The 24,883-nt window shown below is 73.4% G+C and carries 26 protein-coding genes and 1 riboswitch; of the genes, 14 read left to right on the plus strand and 12 right to left on the minus strand.

Going from position 1 to position 24,883, the window contains the following annotated elements:
- Nucleotides 1-31 precede the first annotated feature (31 nt).
- From erpA to N865_RS15970, 4 genes are all read right to left on the minus strand, one after another.
- Nucleotides 32-418: an iron-sulfur cluster insertion protein ErpA gene (erpA, locus tag N865_RS15955; RefSeq protein ID WP_034808043.1), complete on the minus strand. Its 387-nt coding sequence runs from the start codon at nucleotides 416-418 to the stop codon at nucleotides 32-34.
- Nucleotides 419-570: 152 nt separating this feature from the next.
- The gene (locus tag N865_RS15960; protein ID WP_034808046.1) at nucleotides 571-1,743 is read right to left on the minus strand and encodes a glycerate kinase family protein; all 1,173 of its coding nucleotides are present in this window, start codon (nucleotides 1,741-1,743) and stop codon (nucleotides 571-573) included.
- Nucleotides 1,744-1,829: 86 nt separating this feature from the next.
- Entirely contained in the window at nucleotides 1,830-2,942 is a 1,113-nt protein-coding gene (locus N865_RS15965) for an S-adenosylmethionine:tRNA ribosyltransferase-isomerase (protein WP_034808049.1), read from the minus strand.
- Nucleotides 2,939-3,670: an SDR family NAD(P)-dependent oxidoreductase gene (locus N865_RS15970; RefSeq protein WP_034808051.1), complete on the minus strand. Its 732-nt coding sequence runs from the start codon at nucleotides 3,668-3,670 to the stop codon at nucleotides 2,939-2,941. Before N865_RS15970 ends, N865_RS15965 begins: the two co-directional genes overlap by 4 nt.
- A 140-nt stretch (nucleotides 3,671-3,810) precedes the next feature.
- On the opposite strand from N865_RS15970, the gene nadA reads away from it, so the two are divergent.
- Together nadA and N865_RS15980 are read left to right on the plus strand one after the other, a co-directional pair.
- Nucleotides 3,811-5,016, plus strand: a complete 1,206-nt coding sequence (gene nadA / locus N865_RS15975; RefSeq protein ID WP_034808054.1) for a quinolinate synthase NadA — start codon at nucleotides 3,811-3,813, stop codon at nucleotides 5,014-5,016.
- A gap of 11 nt (nucleotides 5,017-5,027) precedes the next feature.
- Nucleotides 5,028-5,780, plus strand: coding sequence for a metallophosphoesterase family protein (locus tag N865_RS15980; RefSeq protein WP_034808056.1), 753 nt, complete (start codon nucleotides 5,028-5,030; stop codon nucleotides 5,778-5,780).
- A 114-nt stretch (nucleotides 5,781-5,894) separates the two neighbouring features.
- Here N865_RS15980 and N865_RS15985 read toward each other — a convergent pair whose 3' ends face one another.
- Nucleotides 5,895-7,259 carry a dipeptidase gene (locus tag N865_RS15985; protein ID WP_084328299.1) on the minus strand — a complete coding sequence of 455 codons (1,365 nt, stop codon included), beginning with the start codon at nucleotides 7,257-7,259 and terminating at the stop codon, nucleotides 5,895-5,897.
- Between the two features lie 112 nt (nucleotides 7,260-7,371).
- On the opposite strand from N865_RS15985, the gene N865_RS15990 reads away from it, so the two are divergent.
- From N865_RS15990 to N865_RS16000, 3 genes are all read left to right on the plus strand, one after another.
- Entirely contained in the window at nucleotides 7,372-8,244 is an 873-nt protein-coding gene (locus tag N865_RS15990; protein ID WP_051510735.1) for a methyltransferase, read from the plus strand.
- 47 nt (nucleotides 8,245-8,291) lie between these two features.
- On the plus strand, nucleotides 8,292-8,861 hold the full coding sequence (locus tag N865_RS15995; protein ID WP_034808061.1) for a protein-L-isoaspartate O-methyltransferase family protein: 570 nt from the start codon (nucleotides 8,292-8,294) through the stop codon (nucleotides 8,859-8,861).
- A gap of 66 nt (nucleotides 8,862-8,927) precedes the next feature.
- Entirely contained in the window at nucleotides 8,928-9,506 is a 579-nt protein-coding gene (locus N865_RS16000) for a DUF3043 domain-containing protein (protein ID WP_034808090.1), read from the plus strand.
- 94 nt (nucleotides 9,507-9,600) lie between these two features.
- On the opposite strand, the gene N865_RS16005 is transcribed toward N865_RS16000, so the two are convergent.
- Complete coding sequence (locus tag N865_RS16005; RefSeq protein ID WP_051510738.1) at nucleotides 9,601-10,977, minus strand: serine hydrolase domain-containing protein; 1,377 nt, start codon at nucleotides 10,975-10,977, stop codon at nucleotides 9,601-9,603.
- Nucleotides 10,974-11,189, minus strand: a complete 216-nt coding sequence (locus N865_RS16010; RefSeq protein WP_034808063.1) for a hypothetical protein — start codon at nucleotides 11,187-11,189, stop codon at nucleotides 10,974-10,976. Before N865_RS16010 ends, N865_RS16005 begins: the two co-directional genes overlap by 4 nt.
- Nucleotides 11,190-11,258: 69 nt before the next feature.
- Nucleotides 11,259-11,358: riboswitch (cobalamin riboswitch) on the plus strand.
- A 108-nt stretch (nucleotides 11,359-11,466) separates the two neighbouring features.
- On the opposite strand from N865_RS16010, the gene N865_RS16015 reads away from it, so the two are divergent.
- From N865_RS16015 to N865_RS16040, 6 genes are read left to right on the plus strand one after another with little or no spacing between them, the layout of a single operon-like run.
- Nucleotides 11,467-12,216: an SCO2322 family protein gene (locus N865_RS16015; RefSeq protein WP_034808065.1), complete on the plus strand. Its 750-nt coding sequence runs from the start codon at nucleotides 11,467-11,469 to the stop codon at nucleotides 12,214-12,216.
- Nucleotides 12,217-12,254: 38 nt separating this feature from the next.
- Nucleotides 12,255-13,331 (plus strand): energy-coupling factor transporter transmembrane component T, encoded by a 1,077-nt coding sequence (locus N865_RS16020; protein ID WP_034808067.1) that lies wholly within the window; start codon nucleotides 12,255-12,257, stop codon nucleotides 13,329-13,331.
- On the plus strand, nucleotides 13,328-14,950 hold the full coding sequence (locus N865_RS16025; protein WP_034808070.1) for an ABC transporter ATP-binding protein: 1,623 nt from the start codon (nucleotides 13,328-13,330) through the stop codon (nucleotides 14,948-14,950). Before N865_RS16020 ends, N865_RS16025 begins: the two co-directional genes overlap by 4 nt.
- Nucleotides 14,947-15,798, plus strand: coding sequence for an ECF transporter S component (locus N865_RS16030; RefSeq protein WP_051510742.1), 852 nt, complete (start codon nucleotides 14,947-14,949; stop codon nucleotides 15,796-15,798). Before N865_RS16025 ends, N865_RS16030 begins: the two co-directional genes overlap by 4 nt.
- Complete coding sequence (locus N865_RS16035; protein ID WP_157557733.1) at nucleotides 15,795-16,484, plus strand: bifunctional adenosylcobinamide kinase/adenosylcobinamide-phosphate guanylyltransferase; 690 nt, start codon at nucleotides 15,795-15,797, stop codon at nucleotides 16,482-16,484. The genes N865_RS16030 and N865_RS16035 overlap by 4 nt, the downstream gene beginning before the upstream one ends.
- Complete coding sequence (locus N865_RS16040) at nucleotides 16,477-17,250, plus strand: adenosylcobinamide-GDP ribazoletransferase (protein WP_034808072.1); 774 nt, start codon at nucleotides 16,477-16,479, stop codon at nucleotides 17,248-17,250. The genes N865_RS16035 and N865_RS16040 overlap by 8 nt, the downstream gene beginning before the upstream one ends.
- Before the next feature lie 33 nt (nucleotides 17,251-17,283).
- Here N865_RS16040 and N865_RS16045 read toward each other — a convergent pair whose 3' ends face one another.
- From N865_RS16045 to gcvT, 3 genes are all read right to left on the minus strand, one after another.
- The gene (locus N865_RS16045) at nucleotides 17,284-18,069 is read right to left on the minus strand and encodes a hypothetical protein (RefSeq protein WP_051510744.1); all 786 of its coding nucleotides are present in this window, start codon (nucleotides 18,067-18,069) and stop codon (nucleotides 17,284-17,286) included.
- A complete protein-coding gene (locus N865_RS16050; protein WP_157557734.1) occupies nucleotides 18,066-19,331 on the minus strand; it encodes a Mur ligase family protein in 1,266 nt (421 codons plus the stop codon). The genes N865_RS16045 and N865_RS16050 overlap by 4 nt, the downstream gene beginning before the upstream one ends.
- Before the next feature lie 165 nt (nucleotides 19,332-19,496).
- Complete coding sequence (gene gcvT, locus N865_RS16055) at nucleotides 19,497-20,603, minus strand: glycine cleavage system aminomethyltransferase GcvT (protein WP_034808074.1); 1,107 nt, start codon at nucleotides 20,601-20,603, stop codon at nucleotides 19,497-19,499.
- A gap of 159 nt (nucleotides 20,604-20,762) precedes the next feature.
- On the opposite strand from gcvT, the gene N865_RS16060 reads away from it, so the two are divergent.
- Nucleotides 20,763-22,238 (plus strand): leucyl aminopeptidase, encoded by a 1,476-nt coding sequence (locus N865_RS16060; RefSeq protein WP_034808076.1) that lies wholly within the window; start codon nucleotides 20,763-20,765, stop codon nucleotides 22,236-22,238.
- A 133-nt stretch (nucleotides 22,239-22,371) separates the two neighbouring features.
- On the opposite strand, the gene N865_RS16065 is transcribed toward N865_RS16060, so the two are convergent.
- Together N865_RS16065 and N865_RS16070 are read right to left on the minus strand one after the other, a co-directional pair.
- Nucleotides 22,372-22,557 (minus strand): DUF5302 domain-containing protein, encoded by a 186-nt coding sequence (locus tag N865_RS16065; RefSeq protein ID WP_034808078.1) that lies wholly within the window; start codon nucleotides 22,555-22,557, stop codon nucleotides 22,372-22,374.
- A 127-nt stretch (nucleotides 22,558-22,684) separates the two neighbouring features.
- Nucleotides 22,685-23,029, minus strand: coding sequence for a hypothetical protein (locus tag N865_RS16070; RefSeq protein WP_034808110.1), 345 nt, complete (start codon nucleotides 23,027-23,029; stop codon nucleotides 22,685-22,687).
- 139 nt (nucleotides 23,030-23,168) lie between these two features.
- Here N865_RS16070 and lpdA point away from each other — a divergent pair, with 139 nt between their 5' ends.
- Both lpdA and N865_RS16080 read left to right on the plus strand, forming a co-directional pair.
- Complete coding sequence (gene lpdA, locus N865_RS16075) at nucleotides 23,169-24,551, plus strand: dihydrolipoyl dehydrogenase (protein ID WP_034808080.1); 1,383 nt, start codon at nucleotides 23,169-23,171, stop codon at nucleotides 24,549-24,551.
- A gap of 37 nt (nucleotides 24,552-24,588) precedes the next feature.
- Nucleotides 24,589-24,883, plus strand: a 295-nt coding sequence (locus N865_RS16080; RefSeq protein ID WP_322786066.1) for a biotin/lipoyl-containing protein, incomplete at its 3' end; no start/stop codon positions are given.

Consider the following 24,883-nt stretch of genomic DNA (forward strand, 5'->3'; position numbering starts at 1 on the left):
CGGTCGGGCCCTTCGTTACGTGAGGGGCGGCTCAGCTGAACGAGTCGCCGCAGGCGCAGCTGCTGCCGGCGTTGGGGTTGTCGATCGTGAAGCCCTGCTTCTCGATCGTGTCGGCGAAGTCGATCGTGGCGCCCTCGAGGTACGGGGAGCTCATCCGGTCGACGACGACCTCGACGCCGTCGAAGTCACGGACGAGGTCACCGTCGAGGGTGCGCTCGTCGAAGTAGAGCTGGTAGATCAGGCCGGAGCAGCCGCCGGGCTGGACACCCACGCGCAGGCGGAGGTCGTCGCGACCCTCCTGCTCGAGGAGGCTCTTGACCTTGGTCGCGGCGACGTCCGTGAGGGTCACGCCGTGGGCCGGAGCCTCCGAGGGAGCCGGCTGGGCCTCGGTGGCGGAAACGTTCGTCTCAACACTCATCGTGTGTCCTTCGCGTCGTGGTGCGTGCGTCTGTCGTGACAACTCACGCTCTGCCGGATCTGTTCCCGACCGGATCAGGATACGTCGTGCGGCTCCCGATCCCGGCATCCCCGGCCCGTATGCCGGTCACGTGGCCGCGCACCCCGGCTCGCTCAGCGGCGTGGCGACCAGGTGCGCGCCACGCGTGCCGCACGGGCCGCGAGCGTGCCGACGGGGTCGGTGAGCGCCTCGACCAGCTGGTCGGGACGCTCGGCCACCGCATACACGCCGGACAGACCTGCCGCCATCGCCTCACGACGCCCGACGACCGACTGGCCGGGGATCGCGATGACGGGGACGCCCACGTGGGAGGCCGCCTCGGCGACCCCGACGACCACCTTCCCGTGGAGCGACTGCCAGTCGAAGCTCCCCTCCCCCGTGACGACGAGGTCGGCCGCGGCGACGAGCGCCGGGAAGTCCACGGCAGCGAGGACGGCCTCGACGCCGGAGACGCGCCGGCCACCGAGGAGCTGGAGGGCATACCCGAGGCCACCGGCCGCGCCGGCACCCGGCTCGCGCTCGGGCCGGATCGCCGTGCCCGTGAGGAGGTCCTTGGCCGGGGGCCGCACCCGGGCAACGACGCTCGCGAAGTGTCCCAGGGCGTTCTCGAGGCGCTGGGCGTCCTCGTCCGAGGCCCCCTTCTGCGCGGCGAAGACGGCGCTCGCGCCCTTGAGCCCGAGGAGCGGCGAGTCGACGTCGGTCGCGATGACGAGGTCGACCCCCCGGAACCGCGTGCGGGCCTCCTCGAGCCCTGCGAGGTCGTCCACGGTGGTCGCGGCGAGGGCGAGGCCACCGCGGCCGAGCCGCTGAGGGGTGCCGACACCCAGCGCGGCGAGCAGACCCGCGCCGGCGTCGTTGGTGCCTGAGCCGCCGAGCCCGACGACGACGCGGGTGGCGCCCGCCTCGACGGCCTCGACGAGGAGCCGGCCCACGCCGGCCGTCGTCGTGCGGGTGGGGTCGCGCTCGTCGGCGGCGAGAAGGTGCAGGCCCGCCGCCTGGGCCGACTCGACGTATGCCGTCCGACGGCCGTCGTCGTCGACGAGCAGGATCGTCGCGGGGACCTCTCGACCGAGCGGGTCGGTCGTCACCCTGGCGAGCACGTCGCCGCCGAGCGACGTCGCGATGACGTCGACGAACCCTGGCCCGCCGTCCGAGAGCGGAACCCTGCTCAGGGTGTCGTGGGGGGCGGCCTCGGCCCAGCCCTGGGCGATGGCGGCGGCCGCCTGGGCTGCGGTGAGCGACCCGGTGTAGCAGTCGGGAGCGATGAGGACGTGCACGACCCGCATCCTCGCACCGACAGCGCCGTCGCACAGCGCCGAGGGACCGGTCGCACCGGCTGGAGCCGGGCCCGCCGGTCCCCGACGAGCCCGCCTCAGCCGCGCAGGAAGAGGCCGGCGTCCCCGAACTCGTGCCAGGCGTACCGATGGGCGACCGCCTCGTCGTACGCGCGCTGCGTCAGGGCCGGGCCGGCGACCGACTCGACGAGCAGCAGGTGCGAGGCCTCGGGGTCGTGCCACCCCGTCACGAGGCCGTCCACGACGTGCGCGGGGCGGCTCGGCGAGATGACGAGGTCGGTCCAGCCCGCCGCGGCCCGCACGACGCCGTCGGCGGAGGCCGCCGACTCGATCGCCCGGGTCGCCGTGGTGCCCACCGCGACGACCCGCCCGTGGTGGGCCCGGACGTGGTTGACGAGCGCAGCCGTCGTCGCCGAGACGGCGAAGCGCTCCGGCTGGGGCGCCTCCCCGGCCTCCTGCGACGACAGCCCGGTGTGGAGCGTGACCGGCGCAACGAGGACGCCCGAGGACACCAGCCTCGTCACCAGGCCCGTCGTGAACGGCCGTCCGGCACTCGCCATCTCCGCGCTGCCCGGGAGGTGACCGAAGACGGTCTGGTAGTCGCCGATCGGGTAGCGACCCCGCAGGTACCCGTAGGCGATGGGTCGGCCGTGCCGGACGAGCCACGGGGTGAGGGCGGGTCCCCCGAGCTCGCGGGCACGCCACAGGCGGTTGCCCCGCCCGGTCGGGGACGAGCCGGGCTCCGGGTAGGGCGCCTCGAGCCGGAGCCGCGGACCCGATCTCCCTCGGCGGCTCCTCCCGGTGAACTCGACGACGTCCCCCTCGACGGCGTCGAGAACGGGTCGGGCGGCATCCGGCGCGACCCGGAGCTCGAGGACCCACGAGCCGTCGTTGAGCTCGGTCGCGACGTGGACGACGACTGTTCCTCGCCCGACGAGCAGGCCGTCGACCTCGCCCACCACGGTCGCCGAGTCGTTGACGAGGAGGAGGTCCCCGGGCCGCAGGTGCTCACCGATCCGGTCGAACGACGTGTGCTCCACGCTCGGGCCTCCGTCCTGCGAGGCGGCGGCGACGAGGAGACGGACTCCGTCCCGCCGGATGCCGCGTGCCTCTGGAGGCGCGTCGGCGGTGAGGTCCTCGGTGCGACGGAAGACCGTGTGGGGCGCGTGCGCCAGGGCCGTCGTCGTCACGAGGCTACCCCCTGAGCCGGCGCCCCGGCGAGGTCGGCGGCTCGGTACCGGCCGCTCGGGGGTCGGGTGAGCAGCAGGGAGAGGATGCCGGGGACGGCGACCTCCGTCGGCAGCGGCCGGTCGCCGATGTCCTCTCCGGGGAAGGCGGCCTGGTGCATGGCGGTGCGCATGTCCCCCGGGTCGACGGCATACGCACGGATGACGGGGTTCTCCGCCCCGAGGGTCAGGGTGAGGTGGTCGAGAGCCGCTTTCGAGGCGCCATAGGCACCCCACGTCTCGTAGTGCCCGACGGCCGCGTCGGACGAGACGCCCACGACGATGCCCCGGGCGGTCTCGAGCGCGGGGAGCAGCGAGCGGGCCAGGTCGTGCGGCGCGACGACGTTGACGGCGAGGACCCCTGACAGGTCGTCGGCCGTGACCTCGCGCAGATCGCGGAGCGGGGTCGGTCCGAGCGTGCTCGCGTTGTTGACGAGCAGGTCGAGTCCCGCAGGGCCGGTGAGGTCCTCGACGACCTCCTCGACCGCGCGGCGGTGGGCGGAGGAGGCGACGTCTCCGGCCACGCCGCGCAGCTGTGAACCCCCTCCCGCCGCGCGGAGGCCCTCGACGAGCTCGTCGAGCGCATCCCCGCTGCGTGCAGTGAGGACGAGGTTCCAGCCTCGGTCCGCGAGGGCGGTCGCCAGGGCCCGGCCGAGCCCTTGCGTGGCTCCGGTGATGAGTGCGGTCGGCATCGCATGTCTCCTTGGTGTGCATGGTCGATGGGGCCAGCGTCGAACATCAAGTCGACTTGAAGTCAAGGGACGGCGAACCCGACCTCGGAGCCGTCGACCCGGTGGCCGTGGGACCCGGCTCAACGGCATACGATCGGGGCATGACCACGGACACGGCCGCGGCGCCCGCCCCGCTCCCCCTCCTCGTGCTCGGACACGGCACCGACCTGCACACCGAGCGCGGTGTCGAGTGCCCCGGCGACCTGCCCGCCGCCTCCGACCCCGACCTCGTGGCCCGCGCCCGCGCGGCGAAGGCGGCGCTCGGCGACTCGGTCTTCGTCCTCGGCCACCACTACCAGCGCGACGAGGTCATCGAGTTCGCCGACGTGACCGGCGACTCGTTCAAGCTCGCCCGCGACGCCGCCGCCCGGCCCGACGCGCCGTACATCGTCTTCTGCGGCGTCCACTTCATGGCCGAGTCGGCCGACATCCTGACGAGCGCCGAGCAGACGGTGATCCTCCCCGACCTCGCTGCCGGGTGCTCGATGGCGGACATGGCGGCGATCGCGCAGGTCGAGGACTGCTGGGAGCAGCTCGAGGCCGCGGGCGTCGCCGGTCGCACGGTCCCCGTCACCTACATGAACTCCTCCGCGGCGATCAAGGCCTTCACCGGTCGGCACGGCGGCACGATCTGCACGAGCTCCAACGCCCGCACAGCCCTCGACTGGGCCTTCGAGCAGGTCGGCGGGCTCGAGGGCGACGGCAAGGTCCTCTTCCTCCCCGACCAGCACCTCGGTCGCAACACCGCGGTCCGCGAGCTCGGCCTCACCCTGGACGACTGCGTCGTGTGGGACCCCCACCGCCCCGGCGGCGGCCTGACCGCCCAGCAGCTCGCCGACGCCCGGATGATCCTCTGGCGCGGCCACTGCTCGGTCCACGGCCGGTTCAGCGTCGAGGCCGTCGAGACTGCGCGTCGCGAAATCCCCGGCGTCAAGGTGATCGTCCACCCCGAGTGCCGCTATGAGGTCGTCGAGCGTGCCGACGAGGTCGGCTCGACGGAGAAGATCATCCAGACGATCGCCGCCGCCCCCGACGGCACGTCGTGGGTCGTCGGCACCGAGCTCAACCTCGTCCGACGCCTCGCCGCACAGTTCCCCAAGCAGCGGATCGCCTTCCTCGAGAAGAACGTCTGCTACTGCTCGACGATGAACCGCATCGACCTCCCGCACCTCGTCTGGGCCCTCGAGTCCCTCGTCGAGGGTCGTGTCGTCAACCCGATCCGCGTCGACCCCCAGGTCGCCGCCGACGCACGCTCGGCCCTCGACCGGATGCTCGCCCTCCCGGGCACGACCGCGAAGAAGGACTGAGGCAGCTGCGGATGCCGGGCCGGATCGCGGTCGTCTCCGACGTCCACGGGAACGTGACCGCGCTGGAGGCGGTCCTCGCCGACATCGACGCCCGTGGGATCAGCCGGATCGTCAACCTCGGAGACGTCGTCGGGAAAGGGCCACGCGGGTCCGAGGCGATCAAGCTGACCCGTGACCGCTGCGAGGTCACCGTGCGCGGCAACTGGGACACGTTCATCGCCCGCGACGAGGTCCAGGCCTTCGAAGGCGGCCAGTGGGCCCGTGACGAGCTCAGTCCTGACGACCTCCTCTGGCTCGCCGCCCTGCCCAACGCCCACAACCTGGTGATCAGCGGCCAGCAGGTCCGGTTCTTCCACGCCTCTCAGGTGAGCGAGTTCCACCGCGTCTACCCGAGCCACACCGACGAGGAGTTCCGGGCGATGTTCACCAACACCGCGTTCACGGGTGACGGCCCACTGCCGACGATCGTCGGCTACGGCGACATCCACGGGACCTACCTCGAGGCCGATCTCGGGCTCACGCTCTTCAACGCCGGCTCGGTCGGCAACGCGCTCGACGGGCCGCACGCGCCCTACGTCATCATCGAGGGCGAGATCGACTCCCCCGACCTCGCCCCGCTCTCCATCAGCTTCGTCCGCGTGCCCTACGACGTGGAGGCCGAGGTGGCCCTGGCCTTCGCCGCCGGGATGCCCGACGCCGAGGCCTACGCGCTCGAGCTGCGCGACCAGGTCTACCGCGGCTCCCAGCAGCAGCCGCAGTCCTGACCGGCGCTCGTCCCGGTGCAGGGTTGCCGGATCAGTGCGCGGTTGCCGGACCAGTGCGGGCTGCAGGGCGCACTGGCCCGACAGACCCGCACTGGATCCGGCGTACCCCGGTCGTCAGGCGCGCAGAGCGCCGAGCCGGGCGAGGAAGATCGCCTCGGCCGCACAGACCTTCTCGAACTCGCCGAGGTGCAGCGACTCGTTGGCGCCGTGCGCGCGGGTGTCGGGGTCCTCGACACCGGTCACGATGATCGAGGCGTCCGGGAAGCGCGCCGAGAAGTCGGAGATGAACGGGATCGAGCCGCCGACGCCCATGTCGACGGGATCGATTCCCCACGCGTCGGCGAAGGACGCCCGCGCCTCGTCGTAGACCGGGCCCTCGGCGTCGGCCGCGAAGCCCGACCCGTGCTCCTCGAGCTCGACGGTGACCCGCGCTCCCCACGGGGCATTGGCCTCGAGGTGCTCGCGCAGGCGGTCGAAGGCGGCAAGCGGGTCCTGCGTCGGCGCGAGGCGCATCGAGATCTTGGCCGCGGCCTTGGCCGAGAGCGTGTTGGAGGCCTTGTCGATGGACGTCGCGTCGATACCGATCGTCGTGATCGATGGCTTCGTCCAGAGCCGCGACAGGATCGAGCCCGAGCCGATGAGCGACACGCCGTCGAGCAGCCCGGACTCCTCCCGGAAGCGCGCCTCGTCGTAGTCGATGTCGGCCGCCTCGCCGGCGTCGAGGCCGTCGACCGTGACGTTGCCGTCGTCGTCGTGGAGGGAGGCCAGCAGGCGCACGAGCGCGGTGACGGCATCGGGGGCGGCGCCGCCGAACATCCCCGAGTGCACGGAGTGGTCGAGGGTCTGGACCCGCACGACGACGCGGATGCCACCGCGCAGGGTCGTCGTCAGGGCGGGCGTGCCGACGGCCCAGTTGCCGGAGTCGGCGATGACGATCGCGTCGGCGGCGAGCCGGTCACCGTGCTTCTCGAGGATGGTGCCGAGCGAGGGCGACCCGGACTCCTCCTCCCCCTCGACGAAGACGGTGACCCCGACGGGCAGGTTGCCGGCGTGGGCCCGCAACGCCGCCACATGCGCCATGACGCCCGCCTTGTCGTCGGCGGCACCGCGCCCGTAGAGGCGCCCGTCGCGCTCCTGCGGCTCGAAGGGCGCGCTGTCCCAGTCGGCCTCCTCGCCGGGGGGCTGGACGTCGTGGTGCGCGTAGAGCGTCACCGTCGGGGAGCCCTCCGGGCCGGCGACGTGGCCGATGACGGCCGGTCGACCGCCCTCGGTGACCACGTCCACGTCGAGCCCCTCGCGGCGCAGCAGCTCCGCGACGGCCTCGGCACTGCGAGCGACCTGGCTCTGGTCGAAGGACGCGGCGGAGACGCTCGGGATGCGCACGAGCGCCTCGAGGTCGGCGCGCACCTGGGGCATGAGGTCGGCCACACGGTCGCGGATGGCCTGGATCTGGTCTGGGGTGAGCGTGTCGTCAGTCACGAACCCGACCATATCGAGCGCCCTGCGACCGGCAGCTGCCCCACCCCAGCACCCGGCCGCGCGCTCCGGTACTCACCGAGCCGCCGTCACCGCCGCGGGGTAGGTTCCCGTCGTGGCAGGAGACACAGAGGGAGACGCACAGGGAGACACGGAGGGAGACGTCGCCGGGGACGCCGCGGGGGACAACACCTTCGTCCGCGGGCAGGGTCCCTGGCTCGCCCGGCTCGGGGCGCTGCGCAACGTCGTGCGTCAGGAGCTCGTGTCCCGGCAGCTCGCTGCGCACCTGCCGCACGGACCTCTGCGCGTCCTCGACGTCGGGGCCGGACAGGGCACCCAGGCGTTGCGCCTGGCCCGGCTCGGGCACTCCGTCACCGCCGTCGAGCCCGATGCGCGGATGCGGCGCGCGTTCGAGGAAGCAGCCGCCACCCTGACCCCGGCCCAGCGCGACCACGTCACCCTCCTCGCCGGAGACCTCGCCGGCCTCGCGAGCGTGACGAGCCCGACGGCATACGACGTCGTCATGTGCCACGGCGTGCTCATGTACCTCCCGGAGGCGCGCAGCGCCGTCGCGGCGCTCGCGCCGCGGGTGGCCCCCGGCGGCATCGTGTCGATCGTGGCCCGCAACGGCGACGCGATGGCGTGGCGCCCGGCCTCGCGCCACGACTGGGACGCGGCGCTCGCGAGCCTCTCGGAGATCGAGGCGGCCGCCCGGGAGGGGCGCGCACCCCGCTACGTCAACGAGCTCGGGGTCGAGGCCCGCGCCGACACCCTCGCCTCGCTCACCGCCGACCTCGAGGCCTGCCGGCTCGAGGTCGCGGCGTGGTACGGCGTCCGCGTCGCGTGCGACTCCGTCGCCGTCGACGAGCCCGTTCCGTCGCCCGACGTGCTCGCGACCCTCCTCGACGTCGAGGAGCGCCTCGGGCGCACCGACCCCTACCGTGCCCTCGGCACGCTCCTGCACGTCGTCGCGCGCCCGTCCGGCTGAGCCACGTTCTGCTGCCGGCCCGCACCGGTCGGTGGTTGACTCGGGGGATGGACGCCGTCGCGGCGGCCTTCGCCGCAACCCCGCGCGAGGCCTTCCTCCCCGAGGGCGAACGGGAGCGGGCCGACGACGACTGGCCGCTCCCGATCGGCCACGGGCAGACGTGCTCGCAGCCGCGCACCGTCGAGGACCTGCTCCGCCTGCTCGCCGTCGAGCCGGGCCAGCGCGTGCTCGACGTCGGAGCCGGCTCGGGGTGGACGACGGCCCTCATCGCCCACCTGACCGGACCGTCGGGCGAGGTGGTCGGGGTGGAGATCGAGCCCGACCTGGCCCGGTGGGGCGCCGGCAACCTCGCGACCGTGGATCGCCCCTGGGCGACGCTGCGCGCGGCCACGCCCGGCGTGCTCGGTGATCCCCTGCACGCCCCGTACGACCGGATCCTCGTCTCCGCCGACGCGCGCACCCTGCCCCGCGCCCTGCTCGACCAGCTCGCAGACCGCGGGCGCCTCGTCGTGCCGGTCCGTGGCGCGCTCACCCTGGCCGTCAGGTCGGGGGACGACGTGCGGACGAGCGTCCACGGGTACTACCGCTTCGTCCCCCTGCGAGACCACGTCCGCTGAGCGGTTCCCCACCGGCGCCGGCGAGACGATGCGGGACCTGGGCGCCGCACGCCTTAGAGTGTGTCCGTGTTCGGACGCAAGAAGACCCTCAACGAAGAGCTGAGCCCTCAGGCCACGCAGACCCAGGAGCGGCCCGGGGCCAAGAACCGGCCGACGCCCAAGCGGCGCGACCAGGAGGCGGCCAACAAGCGTCCCCTCATCGTCACCGACCGCAAGGTCGCGCGCTCGACCGACAAGGTCGCCCGCCGTGAGGCGATGGCGAAGCAGCGTGCCGGCATGCTGGCCGGCGACGACCGCTACCTCCCGGTTCGCGACAAGGGCCCGCGCCGCCGCTTCATCCGCGACTCCGTGGACGCGCGCTGGAACATCGGCGAGTTCATGCTTCCGGTCATGCTCCTCGTCCTGCTCCTCAGCTTCGTCAAGACGAGCTGGGCGCTGCTCTCGGTCTTCGTGCTCGTCTACGGCCTCATCCTCGTCGCCGTCGTCGATGCCTTCCTCATGTGGCGCCGCACCCGCCGGAAGGTCGAGGCGAAGTTCGGGTCGGCCCAGAAGGGCGACGCGATGTACGCGGTCATGCGCGCCTTCCAGATGCGCCGCACCCGCATGCCCAAGCCCGTCGTCGCGCGCGGCCAGTACCCCGCCTGACGGCCCCGCACACCACGACCCGACACACCGCGACCCGGCCCAGCGCGTATGCCGCTGGGCCGGGTCGCGTCGCCGACCCGAGGCCAGAGCGGCCTCAGCGGGTCAGGTCGGCGAAGGCAAGGGGCCGGCGCGTCACCGCGTACGTCGCGAAGTAGAGCTTCTCGATCGACCCGTCGGCGGCACGCACCACCTCGAGGACCTCGCCGCGCTCGCGGCCGGCCACGGCCCGGAAGCGGTCGGGGCCCTCTGCGGCATACCGCGTCTCCGACAGGGCGTCGTCCTCGGCCAGGTAGGACCAGAGCTCGCCACCGCGGACGAAGAACGTGATCGGCTCGCCCTCAGACCACCACTGTCCGAGGAGCGGCGCGAGCTCGGGACGCTCCGGCTCGGGGACCCACGCCTCGGGGAGCGGCGGCTCGGAGTCGAGGACCGCCTCGAGGAGGTCGGTCGCGAGCCCGAGCGACATCGCCCGTGACGAGGCGTTGGCGAAGACGATCGCGCCGATGCCCTCGGCCCGGCGCACGCGCAGCCCGGTGAGGAAGCCCGGCATCGCCCCGCCGTGCCCGACGAACACCCGGTCGCCCCGCCGTCCCATCCCGAACCCGAGACCATAGGCCCCGCTCCAGCCGTCGACGTCGGTCATGATGAGCGGCCGGCACATCTCCGTGACCGTCTCCGGTGCGACGACCCGGTCGTCGGGCCGAGCCACGTAGGCGGCATAGCGGGCCATGTCGGCCACGGTCGACCACAGGCCGCCGAGCGGGGCGGTCGCCTCGAGCGCGAAGAGCGGCTCCTCGGTCGCCGTTCTGGCGAAGGGGTCGACCTGGTAGCCGACGGCCCGGTCGGCCGCCGGGGTGAGGCCGGTCCGCGTCATCCCGAGCGGGTCGAGGACGCGCTCGCGGACGACGTCCTCCCAGTCGCGACCGGTCACCGTCTCGATGACCTGGCCGAGGAGGCCGTAGGCGAGGTTGGAGTAGTGGAACGCGTGGTGCGCCGGCAGGACCTGCTCGGCGTCCTCGACGCCCGCCCGGAACGCCTCCCGGTCCGGGGCGACGAGCGACTCCCAGATGTTGCCGACCGGCTCGCGCTGGAGCCCGGAGGCGTGGGCGAGCATCTGGCGGACGGGGACCCGCGCATGCCTCGTGCCCGGCAGGAAGGTGTCGAGCGTGTCGTCGAGCGACAGGAGCCCCTCGTCACGCAGGGCCATGACGACGAGCGCCGTGAAGGTCTTGGTGACCGAGCCGATCATGTACTGGGTGTCGTCGGTGGCCGGGGCAGCGGCCGCGCCGAGCCGGGCCGCGCCGACGTGGCCCGACCAGACGAGCCGCCCGTCGCGCACGACTCCGGCGCTGACGCCGGGCGAACGCCACGAGCGCTGGGCGGCCAGCAGGCGCGCCCGCAGATCGCGCTCGAGGCCCGGAGAGAGCGCCTCGACCGATGCCTCGACCGGTGCTTCGGTGTCGGGGCTCACTCCGCGGCCCGCAGGCTCATCGGGCCGTAGACGACCGCGTCGTTCTCGCGGAGGGAGACCGACTCCACACCCGCCGCGAGCAGCTCGCGCCATGCCTCCCCGAGGTAGTTCTCGGCGTCGCTCTGCGTCGGGAAGCCCGACCTCGGCAGGGCATCGGACTCCATCGGGTTGCCGTGGGCATCGAGGAACAGCCACGTCCAGTCAGCGCTCATGGACGACACCCTAGACGGGGCGGCGGGAGGCCGTTTGACGGGTGCCCCCTGCGCGTGCGACGGTTCGCAGTACCCGATGGGCGACGGGGCAAGCCGGTGAGATTCCGGCGCTGACCCGCAACCGTGAGGCCGATCGACGTCCTGTCGCGCGGCGAGCCGGAAAACCCGCGCCCTTCCCTCGGGCTCCTTTGTCAGTCTGTCGTGGAATGCGGACCGGAGCACCAAGCGGGGCTCCGTCGCGAACCCTCCACCGGTGTTTCACCGCGAGGAGGAAACCGTGCACATCACCCGCCGCGTCCCGTTCCGGGTCGCCTTCGCCGCGCTGCTCGCCGCAGCCGTCGCGGCACTCACCATCGCCCCGGCCCAGGCCGTCGCCTACCGCTACTGGGGCTTCTACCAGCTCGACAAGGGCGCCTGGGCCTTCGCCCAGAAGGGGCCCGACCAGACCGTCCCGACCGACGGGTCCGTCGAGGGCTGGCGCTTCGCGGTCGGCGACGAGAGCTCCTCGCGCCTGCCCCGCGCCGTCCTCACCTTCGAGGCCCTGTGCGCCTCGACGCCCGCCCAGAGCGGCAGCAAGCGGGTCGGCCTCGTCGTCGACTTCGGCCGCCCTGCCGACTCGGCCGACGGGACGACGACCCCGCCCGCGGCCAAGGCGACCTGCGCGGTCGTCCCCGCCGCCGCAACGAGCACCGACGTGCTCCGCACCGCCGGCGAGCTCCGGATGGACAAGGGCCTCATCTGCGCCGTCGCCGGCTACCCCGCGACCGACTGCGGTGGCGAGGTGAAGGAGCTGAGCGCCGCAGCGAAGGCCGCCGACACCCCGATCCAGATCGCGGCCCCGGCCGCCACTCCGACCGCCACTCCCTCCGGCGCGACCTCGCCCCAGGCCGTCGCGGCGACCACGACGGCAGCGAGCTCGTCCGGCGGCACGAGCACGGCGGCATACGTCATCGCCGGCCTCGTCCTGCTCGCGATCCTCGCCTTCGTCGTGGCGCGGTCCCGGGCGGCCGCGCGGAAGCCGTCCTGACGCGCCATCCGCGCCGACCCGAGAGGACCTGACAGGTCATGCACCTGCGTGAGCGGCTCCAGCACCCCGCAGCCTGGTGGCTGTGGGGGCTGGGGCTCGCCACGGCCGCGTCGCGCACGACCAACCCCGTCCTGCTCCTCCTCGTCATCGGCGTGTGCGCCCTTGTCGTGACCGAGCGTCGCGACCCCGCCATCCCCAACCCGCTGCCGGCCTTCCTCGTCCTCGGCGCCGGCATCATCGTCTTCCGCCTCGTCATGACGGCGATCCTCGGCAACGGGATCCACGGGGACACCGTCCTCTTCACCCTGCCGACCCTCCCCCTGCCCGAGTGGGCCTCCGGCGTGCGCATCGGCGGGCCCGTCACGCTCGAGTCGCTCCTCTTCGCCCTCTACGACGCACTGCGCCTCGCGGCGATCCTCGCGTGCGTCGGCGCGGCGAACGCCCTGGCGAGCCCCCGGCGGCTGCTGCGCTACCTCCCTGTCACGCTGTACGACGTGGGCACCGCCGTCGTCGTCGGCCTGACCTTCGCGCCCCAGCTCCTTGCGGACGCGCGGACGGTCCGCGCTGCCCGGTCCCTCCGCGGCCGTGACGGCCGAGGCATCCGCGAGACGGCCCGCCTCGCCGTGCCCGTCCTCGAGACGGCCTTCGAGCGGTCGCTCGGGCTCGCCGCCTCGATGGAGTCCCGCGGCTACGGGCGTGCGGTGCACACGTCGCCCCGAGGACGCCGCTTCGCCTCGGCCCTCGCGCTCATCGGCCTCCTCGGCGTGCTCGGCGGCCTCTACGGGCTGCTCGACTCGTCGGTCGGCGGCGCGCTCGGACTCCCCCTGCTCGCCCTCGGCGTCCTGCTCGCGACCGCGAGCCTCGCCGTCGGAGCGCGTCGCGACGGGCGCACCGGCCACCGGCGCGAACGCTGGGAGTGGACCGAGACCCTGACCGTCGCGACAGGGGCGCTGGCCGCGACCGTCCTCGTCATCGCGTCCGTCCAGGCGTGGCCCGGGATCGTCCCGGCGCAGAGCGCCCAGCCGCCTCCCGTGCCCCTGCCGGCCGCCCTCGCCGTCCTCGTCGCCGGGGCTCCCGCCTTCTTCACCCCGATCCCGAGAGGAGCACGCCGATGATCTCCTTCGACCGGGTCTCCGTGCGCTACGCCGACGCCCCCGTGGCCGCCCTCCATGACGTCACCCTCGAGATCCCCGAGGGTGAGCTGGTCCTCGTCGTCGGACCCACGGGCAGCGGCAAGTCGACGCTGCTCCGCACGATCAACGGGCTCGTCCCGCACTTCAGCGGGGGCACGCTGACCGGCACGGTGACCGTCGACGGCCTCGACACGGCGACCCACCGTCCCCGTGACCTCGCCACCGTCGTCGGGCTCGTCGACCAGAACCCGTCCTCGACCTTCGTCACCGACGTCGTCGAGGACGAGGTCGCCTACGGCATGGAGACCATGGGGCTCGACCCGACGACGATCCGTCGCCGGGTCGAGGAGACCCTCGACCTCTTCGGCCTGACCCCGCTCCGGGCGCGCCCGCTCCTGTCGCTGTCGGGAGGGCAGCAGCAGCGGGTCGCCATCGCCGCGCTCTTCGCCGCCGGTCCGCGGATCCTCGTTCTCGACGAGCCGACCTCGGCGCTCGACCCCGTCGCCGCGGAGGAGGTCCTCGCCTCGCTGCACCGGATCGTCCACGACCTCGGGATCACGGTCGTCCTCGCCGAGCACCGCCTCGAACGGGTCGTCCACCATGCCGACCGGGTCGTGCTCGTCGCCGACGGGCATGCGTCCGAGCTGCTCGACCCCGCCGAGGCGATGGCGCTCTCCCAGATCTTCCCGCCGGTCGTCGGGCTGTCGCGCCTCGCCGGCTGGTCCCCCACTCCCCTGTCCATCCGCGACGCCCGCCGTCGAGCGGGGCAGCTGCGCGAGCAGCTCGTGACCCGCGAACCGGCCGCAGCGAGCGAGCTGCGCGCGATCGGCCCGTCGGAGCCGCTCGTCGTCGCTGGTGTCCGCGTCGTCCGGGCCGGAAGGTCCGTCCTCGACCGCGTCGACCTGTCCGTCTCGCGTGGCTCGATCACGGTTCTCATGGGCCGCAACGGGGCCGGCAAGTCGACCCTGCTCGGCGCCATCGCCGGCCAGCACCCCCTCGCCACGGGACGGGTCCGCGTCGGCGAGAACCCCATCGACCCGTATGCCGTGCCAGCCCGTCAGCGGGTCCGTGCCGTCGGCCTCGTCCCCCAGCAACCCGAGCTGCTGCTCTACGCCGACACGGTCGCCGGCGAGTGCGCCGACGCCGACGCGGACTTCGGTGTCGCGCCGGGCACGACGGCCGCCGTGCTGCAGCGGATCTCGGGGGGCATCGACCCAGACCAGCACCCGCGCGACCTCTCCGAGGGGCAGCGGCTCGAGCTGGCGCTCGCGGTCATCCTCGCCGGCGAGCCCGACGTCCTCCTCCTCGACGAGCCGACCCGCGGGCTCGACTACGGCGCGAAGCAGCGCCTCGGCACGATCCTCACCGTCCTCGCGTCCCGCGGCACGACCGTCCTCGTGGCGACGCACGACGTCGAGCTCGCGGCCGAGGTCGCCGACCGGGTCGTCATCCTCGCCGACGGCGAGATCGTGACCGACGGGCCCGCGCGCGAGGTGCTGGCCTCCTCGCCCGCGTTCGCGCCGCAGGTCACGAAGGTGCTCCTCCCGCAGACCTGGCTCACCGTGGCAGAGGTGGCCGGCGCCCTCGAGCGGTCGGCATGAGCACGAGGCGCGTCATCCCGCTCCGCTGGCCGTCGGTCGCGGCGGTCTGCCTCGTCGGGGTGGTCGGCCTCCTGGCCTTCACCTGGCCGTTCTTCGTCTCCGCCGACTTCGCCACCGCGCACGGCAACGACGCGCCCTGGCTCTTCGCCGTGCTGCTCGGCCTGCTCAGCCTCGTCTGCCTCGCCGAGATCACGGCGGGCCACCTCGATGCCAAGGCGATCGCCGTGCTCGGCGTCGCGGCGGCCGCCGGCGGCGCGATGCGCCTCCTCAGCGCCGGAACCGCAGGTCTCGAGCCGATGTTCTTCGTCGTCATCGTCGCTGGCCGCGTCCTCGGTCCTGGTGTCGGGTTCGTGTCTGGAAGTCTCGCCGTCACGACGGGCGCGCTCCTCACCGGCGGGGTCGGGCCCTGGCTGCCCTTCCAGATGATCAGCGCCGGCGCCGTCGGGCTCGGCGCCGGGCTGCTGCCCGTGACGGCCGGGAGCCGGGCCGAGCGTTGGGCCGTCGCCGGCTACGCGCTCGTCAGTGGCCTGCTCTTCGGGCTCTTCATGAACCTGTGGTTCTGGCCCTTCCTCGGCCCCAACGCCCCGACCGGGATGGGGTTCGTCCCGGGTGCACCCCTGGCGACCAACCTCGCCCACTACGGCCTCTTCTACCTGGCTACCTCGCTCGGGTGGGACCTGCCGCGCGGGGTGCTCAACGCCGCGCTCGTCGTCGTGGCGGGCCCCGCCCTGCTGCGGGTGTTCCGACGGGCGGCGCGGCGGGCCGCCTTCGGGGCGCCGGTCGACTTCGACCCTCACTCGGTCGTGCCGCCCAGCCCGTCGGCGACGGCTCACGGAGCCTCCCGGTGACCGACGGGAGGCGGCCGGACCGTCCTGGGCTGCAGGCTCTGACAACGACCCTCGTCACGGGACCGGTTCGCAGCGGCAAGAGCCGGCACGCGGAGGAGCTGCTCCGGGGTGAGGCCGACGTGACGTACGTCGCCACCGGACGCCCACTCGAGCCGTCCGTCCCGTCCGTCCCGTCCGTCCCGTCCGACCCGGCAGACGCGTCCGACCCGGTGGCCCCGCCGGCTCCCCCGGACGCGGAGTGGAGTCGGCGCGTCGAGAGCCACCGGGTCCGGCGTCCGTCGACGTGGCGCACGGTGGAAACGACCGACCTCGCCGGGGTGATCGCATCGGCGACCGGTCCGCTGCTCATCGACTGCCTCGGCACGTGGCTCACCGCCGTCGTCGACACGACGGGATGGGACGACCTCGCGGCGGCGGAGGCCGTCGTCCGGTCGGCCGCTGACGAGCTCGTCGAGGCGCTCTGCGCTGCCACGACGCCGATCGTCGTCGTGACGAACGAGGTGGGCTGGTCGCTCGTGCCCCTGACCGCGGCGGGACGCTTCTTCCAGGACGAGCTCGGGCGGCTCAACGCCGCCGTCTCCGCCGCCGCCGCCGCGGTCCACCTCGTCGTCGCCGGCCGTGTCCTCGACCTTTCCGGGGCACCGGTCGTCGCAGGCCGCCTCTCGCCGCGGACGCCCGATGCGTGACGGCTGGCGCCTCGCCGTGGGCACGTTCCTCGCCGTCCCGGTCCGTCCACCGTCGCGCGTGGACGGGCGCGTCGCCGGCCAGGCCATGCTCCTGGCCCCGGCGACGGCCCTGGTCCTGGCCGGTGTCTGGGTCGTCCTCGGTGGAGGCGTCGTCCGCGGCTGGGTCCCCGGCCTCCTGGCGGGGGCGCTGGCGGTCGCCACCACGGCCCTCGGCTCCCGCGCGATGCATCTCGACGGGCTCGCAGACACGGCCGACGGTCTCTCGGCGAGCTACGACCGCGCCCGCGCGCTCGAGGTGATGCGGCGCGGCGACGTGGGACCGAGTGGCGTGGCCGCCCTCGTCCTCACGGTGCTCGTCCAGGTCGCGAGCCTCGAGGCCCTCCTCGAGCGGGGCGCCGGTGTGGCCGTCGCCGCGCTGGCCCTCGTCGCCAGCCGCCTGGCACCCGCGGTGAGCTGTCGACGCGGGGTCCCCGCCGCGCGCGCCGAGGGTCTGGGCCACACCGTGGCCGGGACGGTCGGAGTCGTCCCCCTCGGTGCGGTCACCGCCCTCGTCACGGCCACCGGCCTCGGGGTGCTGCTGGCGCTCGGTGGGGCCTGGTATGCCGCCCCCTGCGTCGTCGGTGCCGCGATCCTCGCGTCGTGGGCACTGACCCGCCGCGCGACGCGCCGGCTCGGCGGTGTCACCGGGGACGTCGTCGGCGCGGGCGTCGAGGTCTCACTCGCGGCGGCGCTCGTCGTGGGCGCGTTCCTTCTGCCGGTCGTCTGACGTCGGCTCACGGCCCCGAGAGACCGCGTCCGGTCACCTCTCGGCGCGTACCGGGGAGAGAGGTCGCACCGCCCTGCGCACCCGGGCCGCCCAGCCGGCCGCGGCCGCCTCAGCGCGGATCTCGGCGATCCGGTTCGTGCGGGCCTCCTCGACGGCCGGGACCGGCAGGTCCGGCCAGGGCTCGGTCCGGCCGGTCGCCCGCGCGAGGAGGAGGTCGGCGAGCTCGGGGTTGAGCGCGATGAGCGGCCCGTGCAGGCGGGTGGCGATGACCGAGCCCGACACGACGCCGTCGGTCCGCGTCTCGGACCGGTCGCCCGCGCCGTGCTCGAGCTGGGAGAAGGGGGCGGCGGCCGCGCGTTGGGTCCGAACGTCGTTGGACTCCCACCCGACGAGAGCGGGGAGACCGAGCTCGGCGTTGGGCTTGGTCACGACGCTCCCGGTGACCGGGGCGGCCCCGGAGACGACGACGGGGACCAGGCCCAGCCCGTCGTGCCGGTGACCGGCCGGGTCGACCCACGTGAGGGACACCGCATCGAGTCCTGCGTCGACGGCGAAGAGCAGGGAGCCGCCCGCCGACACCCGCGACGCCAGGTCGGTGTCGGACAGCAGCGAGACGAGCTGGCCGACCCCGTCCCGGCCCGTCCCACCGAGCAGGTAGACGTCCGCCTCGACGAAGCCGCCGGGCCGGTCGACCGTGACGACCTCGGCAGACAGGCCACGGTCGCGGGCGCGCCGCGCCAGCGCGGGACCCTTGGCCTCGTCACCGGCAGCCACGGTCACCAGCGGGAAGAGGGTCGCGATGGTGAGTGACCGCGTCACGCCGCACCCCCGCGGAACTGTGCGGAAACCCTTCGGAAGGCCGGGGTGTTGCAGGCGACGAGGACGTCGCCGGCCTCGCGGGTGGCGATCGCGGAGAGGACATCCGGAGCCACCCGGGTGCGCACGCCCGCCGCGGTGAGGATCGCGACGACATCGGACGACCGGCCTCCGGTCACCGCGACCTCGTGCCCGCCGATGAGGTGGAAGGGCGACTCCCACATCGTCGCGGTGTCCCTCGGGCCGTCCGGGTCGACGACCATGACGAGCTGGGCGCCCGTCGTCGCGGCGACGTCGAGGGCCTCCGCCCACCCGGCCGGGTTGTCGAGTCTCATGAGCCGGGCCGCGTGCTCACCGATCTGCACCGGGGCATACCTCTCGTCGACGTCGGCCACGGTCGCCATGCGCTCGGCGGCTCCGGCGAGGTCGACCCCGAACACGTCGGCCGCGGCGAGGGCGAAGGCCTCACCGACGGTCGCGGTCCGGCCGGGAACCGTCACCTCGATCCGCTGCCGGCCCCGACCGTGCTCGACGTACCACTCGACCCCCTCATCGCCCTCGTCCCCCTCGGCGACGACCGTCCACTGCGGGGCGCGCCGCTGCCGGCCGCAGCCGGGGCAGCTCCAGCTCAGCCCCTCGAACTCGTGCGGGGCCCGACAGGCCGGGCAGAGGAGCGCGTCGTCACGCCAGTCCAGCCCACCGCTTACCGGGACGACCCTCGGCGCGGCCTCGAAGGCCCAGCTGACGAGCGGGTCGTCGGTGTTGATGATCGCCACACTGTCGTCGGGCAGGGCCGCCGCCGTCCGGCGCCAGTGGCGCAGCGTCCTCGCGAGGGACACGCCCCGGGTGTACTCGCGGGAGGAGTTGAGGGCGATGACGGCGCGCGGTCGGGTGCCCTTGACGACGGCGCCGAGGTGGACGTCGTCGACCTCGAGTGCCGCGACCGGGCTCGTCCGGTCCTTGGCGAGGGCCGCGATGATCCCGTCGGTCGTGTTGGCGCCCATCGCGTTGGTCACGACGGAACCCTTCTCACCGAGGGCGGCCGTCACGAGCGCCGTGACGGTGGCCTTGCCGTTCGTACCCGTCACGAGCACGCTGCGCCGGCCGGCCGCGACGGCCTCGAGGACCCGCGGATCGAGTCGGAGCGCCGTGCGACCTCCGACCACCGATCCGGCTCCGAGACCAAGCGACAGCGACAGCCGGTCGGCGACCCGCCCGGCCCCCAGCGCCACCCCGGCTCGGAGGGGGTCACGTCGGTGAGTCACGGGGCATCCTTCGCGCAAACGGCTCTCGAGGCGAGGCGTCACCCGAGTTCGGAGCAGAGCGTAGCCCGTGCCCCCGGAAGCCGCAGCAGCGGCCGCCCCGCGAGAGGTCCTCGGCCGCAAGGGTGCCGGTCCGGGAGGCAGAGCCGCCTCCCGGACCGACGCAGGTCAGGACTCGCGGACCTGCACCTGGACGAAGGGCGGCTTGACGACCGTCGCCTCCACGCCGCGACCGCGGACGTCGATGAGGACGGTGTCACCGTCGGCGACGTCAGGCGTGAGGAGGGCGAGCGCGATCCCCTGGCGCAGCGTCGGGGAGAAGGTGCCCGAGGTGACCTCGCCGATCTGCTGGCCGTCACGCGTCACGGCGCAGTGCGCCCGCGGGATGCCGCGACCGGTGACGAGCAGGCCACGGGTGAGGCGCCTCGGAGCGGCCTTCTCGGCCTCGAGGGCCGCCTTGCCCCAGAAGGTGTCCTTCTTCCAGCCGACCGCCCAGCCCGCCCTCGCCTGGACCGGCGAGATGTCGAGGGAGAGGTCCTGCCCGTGCAGCGGGTAACCCATCTCGGTGCGCAGGGTGTCGCGCGCACCGAGGCCACACGGCATACCGTCGAAGGGCCTCATCGCCTCGACGAGCGCGTCCCACAGCGCGGGGGCGTCGTCCCAGCGGGGCACGAGCTCGTAGCCCCGCTCGCCGGTGTAGCCGGTCCGGCACACGATGACCGGACGACCCTGCCAGTCGGCCTCGACGAAGGACATGTAGTCGTGCGCGGTCGGGAGCCCGAGCGCATCGAGCACCTCGTCGCTCTTCGGTCCCTGCACGGCGATGACGCCGTAGTCGTCGTGGAGGTTGGTCACAGCGACACCCTCGGGGGCGGCGGCCCGGAGACGGCGCACGACCTCGGCGGTGTTGGCGGCGTTGGGGATGAGGAAGACGTCGTCGTCGGCCTTGAGGTAGGCGATGAGGTCGTCGACGACCCCACCGGACTCGTCGCAGCAGAGGGTGTACTGCGCGGACCCGGGCGCGATGCGGCGCAGGTCGTTGGTGAGGCAGGCGTTGACGAAGTCGGCCGCTCCGGGGCCGACCACCGACGCCTTCCCGAGGTGGCTGACGTCGAAGATCCCGACGCGCTCACGCACCGCCGTGTGCTCGGCGACGACACCTCCCCCCGGGTACTCGATGGGCATGTCCCAGCCGCCGAAGTCGGCCATCTTGGCGCCGAGGGCAACGTGGCGGTCGTGAAGCGGGGAGGTCTTCCCCGACGTCGCTGTCGTCATGGCCGCCAACCTACCGCGCGCGTTTCCGTCGATATCATCGAACGCCGCCACCCGGCATACGCCGTGCGAGCCGACCGGCGCGCGCAGCACCGACGAACGCTGCGACCCACACGCCGCGCTCCCCTGCCCCACACACCTGCCCCGACAAAGGAGTCCTTCGTGGCCAACCTGACCATCTCCACCCGCTCGGCCGCCGAGACGGCCGGCGACGCGCTCGTCGTCGCGGTCGTGACCGGCGAGTCCGGCGCCGTGCTCGCCCCCGGCCACGGGCTCCCGCGCAGGACGGTGACGCACCTCAAGTCGGTCATCGCCGACCTCGAGCTCACGGGCAAGGTGGGCGAGGTCACGACGCTCGCGGCTGTCCCGGAGGTGACCGCGCGCCTCGTCGTGCTCACGGGCGTCGGCGCCCTCGGGACCTCGCCCGATAGCGCCGCCCTGGAGGACGTCCGCAAGGGCGTCGGAGCGGCGGTGCGCGGCCTGGCCAAGAAGAAGAAGGCCGTCGTCGTCGTGCCGGGCACCGGCGCCGAGCTCGCCGCCGCCACCGCGGAGGGCGCGGCCCTCGGCGCGTATGCCGTGTCCAAGGCGGGCACGACGAGCACCGACGCCGTCGGTGCCATCTCCCTCGTGTGCCCGGCCGACGCCGCGACGCGACGTGCCGTCAAGCGGGCCGCGGTCCTCGGCGAAGCCGTCGCCTACACCCGCGACCTGGTCAACCTCGCGCCCAACCTGCTCTACCCCGAGACGTTCGTCGACTCCCTCACCGCCAAGGTCAAGGGCACCAAGGTCAAGCTCAAGAGCTACGACATGAAGGCCCTGCGCGGCGGCGGCTTCGGCGGCACCGTGGGCGTCGGCCAGGGCTCGGCCAACGAGCCTCGCATCGCCGTGCTGACCTACGCCCCGGCCCGACCGAAGGCGAAGCTCGCCCTCGTCGGCAAGGGCATCACGTTCGACTCGGGCGGCCTCTGCATCAAGCCGGCCACCGGGATGGTGACGATGAAGTCCGACATGGCCGGCGCCGCGGCCGTTGCGGCCGCGGTGCTCGCAATCGCCGAGCTCGGCCTGCCGATCGCCGTCACCGGCTACCTCGGGCTCGCCGAGAACATGCCGAGCTCGACGGCGCAGCGTCCGAGCGACGTCGTGACGATGCGCGGCGGCAAGACCGTCGAGGTCCTCAACACCGACGCGGAGGGCCGCATGGTCCTCGGCGACTGCATCGCCCTGGCGAGCGAGTCGACGCCGGATGCCATCGTCGACGTGGCGACGCTGACGGGCGCCCAGGTCGTCGCCCTGGCCAACACCGCGGCCGTGATGGCCAACGACGACGACTTCCGGGCGCGGATCGTCGGCACGGCCGACACCGTCGGCGAGGCGATGTGGCCGATGCCGCTGCCCAGGGAGCTGCGCCCCGCGCTCGAGTCCATCAACGCCGACCTCGCGCACAAGGGCGGCGTCGAGGGCGGCATGCTCACGGCCGGGATCTTCCTCGGCGAGTTCGTCGGCGAGGGCATCCCGTGGGGCCACATCGACATCGCCGGGCCGTCGTTCAACGACAAGGCTCCCGCCGGGTACTGGCCGAAGGGCGGCACCGGGTTCGCGGTCCGGACGCTCGTCGGTCTCGCCGAGTCCTACGTCTGACACCGAACTGCACCGGCACCTGACGCCGGGCACGCCACCGCGCCCGGGGCGCTGGGCCGAGGCACCGGTCGCTCCGGGACATGACGAAGGCCACCCCGGTCGGGGTGGCCTTCGTCCTACCGGTGCGGAGCGCTCAGCCTCCGGACTTGCGGCGGAACATCTGCTGGGCCTTGGCCGGGCCGTGGGCCCCGTGCACCTTCGAGCGGTCGGTGTCGCCGGAGACGTCCTTGCCGCCGTGGGCGTGCTTCTTGTCGAGGGCGGCCTTGAACTTCGCCTTCATCTCCTCGCTCGGGCCGGACGCCCCATCCTGCTTGGTCATGTGGATACCTCCTGATCGGCGTGCAGCCGAGTTGGTGCGGGTGGGACCATCCTCACCCTGTCAGCCGGGCGGCATACGCGCCAGTGCTTTCCGAAGCCCCCGCCCGCTCGTATGCCGCTGGGCGGAGTCACGCGTCGCCGCGCCGTCTGCGGGTGTTCCACTCCCGCATCCGGTTCGGGTACCCGGTGTGGTTGACGTCGTAGGCCGGCACGCCGAGCCGGCGGCTCAGGTCGAAGGCGTCCTTGGCCGAGCCCACGGCGCGTCGGGTCCACTCCCCGTCCCAGGCGATGAGCACGACCGTCGTCGTCGTGACGCTCGTCGGCGGCTCGACGTAGGCCTCGACCCCGCGGTGCGTCTCGACGAAGGTCCGCAGGTGCGCCTCGACCGCCTTGCGGTCGATCTCCATCTGGGGTCCGTCGGAGCGCAGGGACCGCTCGAGGGCCTTGGACCGACGGCGAGAGAACCAACCCATGGCGGCACTGTACGTGGCGCGGCCGTGCGGACCGGCACGTTCGCCGCGGGGCATGGGCTGGCTGTGACGTCGCCATCGATCAATGACAAGATGCTCTTGGTCCAGCACGAGCCCGCACGCACCTAAGGAGCACCATCACATGTCGGCGGATGCCGCAGCAGACGACTACGACGTCGTCATCCTCGGTGGGGGGTCCGGCGGCTACGCCTGCGCCCTCCGGTCGGCACAGCTGGGGCTGCGGGTCGCCCTCGTCGAGAAGGGCAAGCTGGGAGGCACGTGCCTCCACGTCGGCTGCATCCCGACCAAGGCCCTCCTGCATGCCGGCGAGGTCGCGGACATGGCGCGTGACGGCGCCCACTTCGGCGTGCACGCGACGCTCGAGTCCATCGACATGGCCGGGGTCAACGCCTACAAGGACAGCGTCGTCTCGCGGGCCCACAAGGGGCTGCAGGGCCTCGTCAAGGCCGCGAAGATCGACTACGTCGAGGGCTCCGGCGTCCTCGACGGTCCGCGCACCGTGGTCGTCGGCGACCGCCGCCTGACCGGGACCAACGTGGTCCTCGCGACGGGTAGCTACGCCAAAAGCCTGCCGGGCCTCGAGATCGGCGGCCGCATCATGACGAGCGAGCAGGCGCTCACGCTCGACTTCGTCCCGGGCCGTGTCGTCGTCCTCGGCGGCGGGGTCATCGGCTGCGAGTTCGCCTCGGTCTTCAGGAGCTTCGGCTCCGAGGTGACCATCGTCGAGGCACTGCCCCGCCTCGTCGCCGCCGAGGACGAGGCCATCAGCAAGCAGCTCGAGCGGGCCTTCCGCAAGCGCAAGATCGTCTTCAAGACGGGGGCCCGCTTCGCCGGCGCGACCCAGGCCGACGACGTCGTGACAGTCACGCTCGAGTCGGGAGAGTCCCTCGAGGCCGACCTGCTGCTCGTGGCCGTGGGCCGCGGGCCGGTCACCGACGGCCTCGGCTACGAGGCCGCGGGCGTCAGGCTCGACCGCGGCTTCGTCCCGACCGACGAGCGGCTGCGCACCAACGTCGAGGGCGTCTACGCCGTCGGCGACATCGTCCCGGGCCTGCAGCTCGCGCACCGCGGCTTCGCCCAGGGCATCTTCGTCGCCGAGGAGATCGCGGGCCTGTCCCCCACCGTCATCGACGAGACGGGCATCCCCCGCGTGACGTACTGCGACCCCGAGGTCGCGAGCGTCGGCCTCACCGAGGCGCAGGCCCGCGAGAAGCACGGCGACATCGAGACCTATGAGTACAACCTCGGCGGCAACGGCAAGTCGCAGATCCTCGCCACGCAGGGCTTCGTCAAGCTCGTCCGCCGGACGGACGGCCCGGTCGTCGGGGTCCACATGATCGGGGCCCGCATGGGCGAGCAGATCGGCGAGGCGCAGCTCATCGTCGGCTGGGAGGCTCACCCGGAGGACGTCGCCGGTCTCGTCCACGCGCACCCCACACAGAACGAAGCGCTCGGCGAGGCACACTTGGCCTTGGCCGGGAAACCGCTGCACGCACACGCATGAGCTTGAGCCAGTAACTGGGAAGAGGAGAGAACACGTCATGTCAGAACGCGTGACCATGCCGGCCCTGGGTGAGTCCGTCACCGAAGGGACCGTCACCCGCTGGCTGAAGAACGTCGGTGACCGCGTCGAGATCGACGAGCCCCTGCTCGAGGTCTCGACCGACAAGGTCGACACCGAGATCCCGTCCCCGGTTGCTGGGACGCTTCAGGAGATCCTCGTCCAGGAGGACGACACCGTGCCCGTGGGGGCCGACCTGGCCGTCATCGGCGACGGCGCGGCCCCGGCCGCCGGCGGCGACGCCCCCGCTGCGCAGACGGCACCTGCAGCGCCCG

The sequence above is a fragment of the Intrasporangium oryzae NRRL B-24470 genome (genome assembly GCF_000576595.1).
Taxonomy (GTDB): Bacteria; Actinomycetota; Actinomycetes; order Actinomycetales; family Dermatophilaceae; genus Intrasporangium_C; species Intrasporangium_C oryzae.

What these genes read in the sequence shown, in the direction of transcription:
- N865_RS15995 (WP_034808061.1), top strand. Translation starts at nt 8,292, where the DNA reads ATGGACGCCGTCGCGGCGGCCTTCGCCGCAACCCCGCGCGAGGCCTTC.
- N865_RS16040 (WP_034808072.1), top strand. Translation starts at nt 16,477, where the DNA reads ATGCGTGACGGCTGGCGCCTCGCCGTGGGCACGTTCCTCGCCGTCCCG.
- N865_RS16025 (WP_034808070.1), top strand. Translation starts at nt 13,328, where the DNA reads ATGATCTCCTTCGACCGGGTCTCCGTGCGCTACGCCGACGCCCCCGTG.
- N865_RS16065 (WP_034808078.1), bottom strand. Translation starts at nt 22,557, where the DNA reads ATGACCAAGCAGGATGGGGCGTCCGGCCCGAGCGAGGAGATGAAGGCG.
- N865_RS15960 (WP_034808046.1), bottom strand. Translation starts at nt 1,743, where the DNA reads ATGCGGGTCGTGCACGTCCTCATCGCTCCCGACTGCTACACCGGGTCG.
- N865_RS16010 (WP_034808063.1), bottom strand. Translation starts at nt 11,189, where the DNA reads ATGAGCGCTGACTGGACGTGGCTGTTCCTCGATGCCCACGGCAACCCG.
- N865_RS16070 (WP_034808110.1), bottom strand. Translation starts at nt 23,029, where the DNA reads ATGGGTTGGTTCTCTCGCCGTCGGTCCAAGGCCCTCGAGCGGTCCCTG.
- N865_RS16030 (WP_051510742.1), top strand. Translation starts at nt 14,947, where the DNA reads ATGAGCACGAGGCGCGTCATCCCGCTCCGCTGGCCGTCGGTCGCGGCG.
- N865_RS15980 (WP_034808056.1), top strand. Translation starts at nt 5,028, where the DNA reads ATGCCGGGCCGGATCGCGGTCGTCTCCGACGTCCACGGGAACGTGACC.
- N865_RS15970 (WP_034808051.1), bottom strand. Translation starts at nt 3,670, where the DNA reads ATGCCGACCGCACTCATCACCGGAGCCACGCAAGGGCTCGGCCGGGCC.
- erpA (WP_034808043.1), bottom strand. Translation starts at nt 418, where the DNA reads ATGAGTGTTGAGACGAACGTTTCCGCCACCGAGGCCCAGCCGGCTCCC.
- N865_RS16020 (WP_034808067.1), top strand. Translation starts at nt 12,255, where the DNA reads ATGCACCTGCGTGAGCGGCTCCAGCACCCCGCAGCCTGGTGGCTGTGG.
- lpdA (WP_034808080.1), top strand. Translation starts at nt 23,169, where the DNA reads ATGTCGGCGGATGCCGCAGCAGACGACTACGACGTCGTCATCCTCGGT.
- nadA (WP_034808054.1), top strand. Translation starts at nt 3,811, where the DNA reads ATGACCACGGACACGGCCGCGGCGCCCGCCCCGCTCCCCCTCCTCGTG.
- gcvT (WP_034808074.1), bottom strand. Translation starts at nt 20,603, where the DNA reads ATGACGACAGCGACGTCGGGGAAGACCTCCCCGCTTCACGACCGCCAC.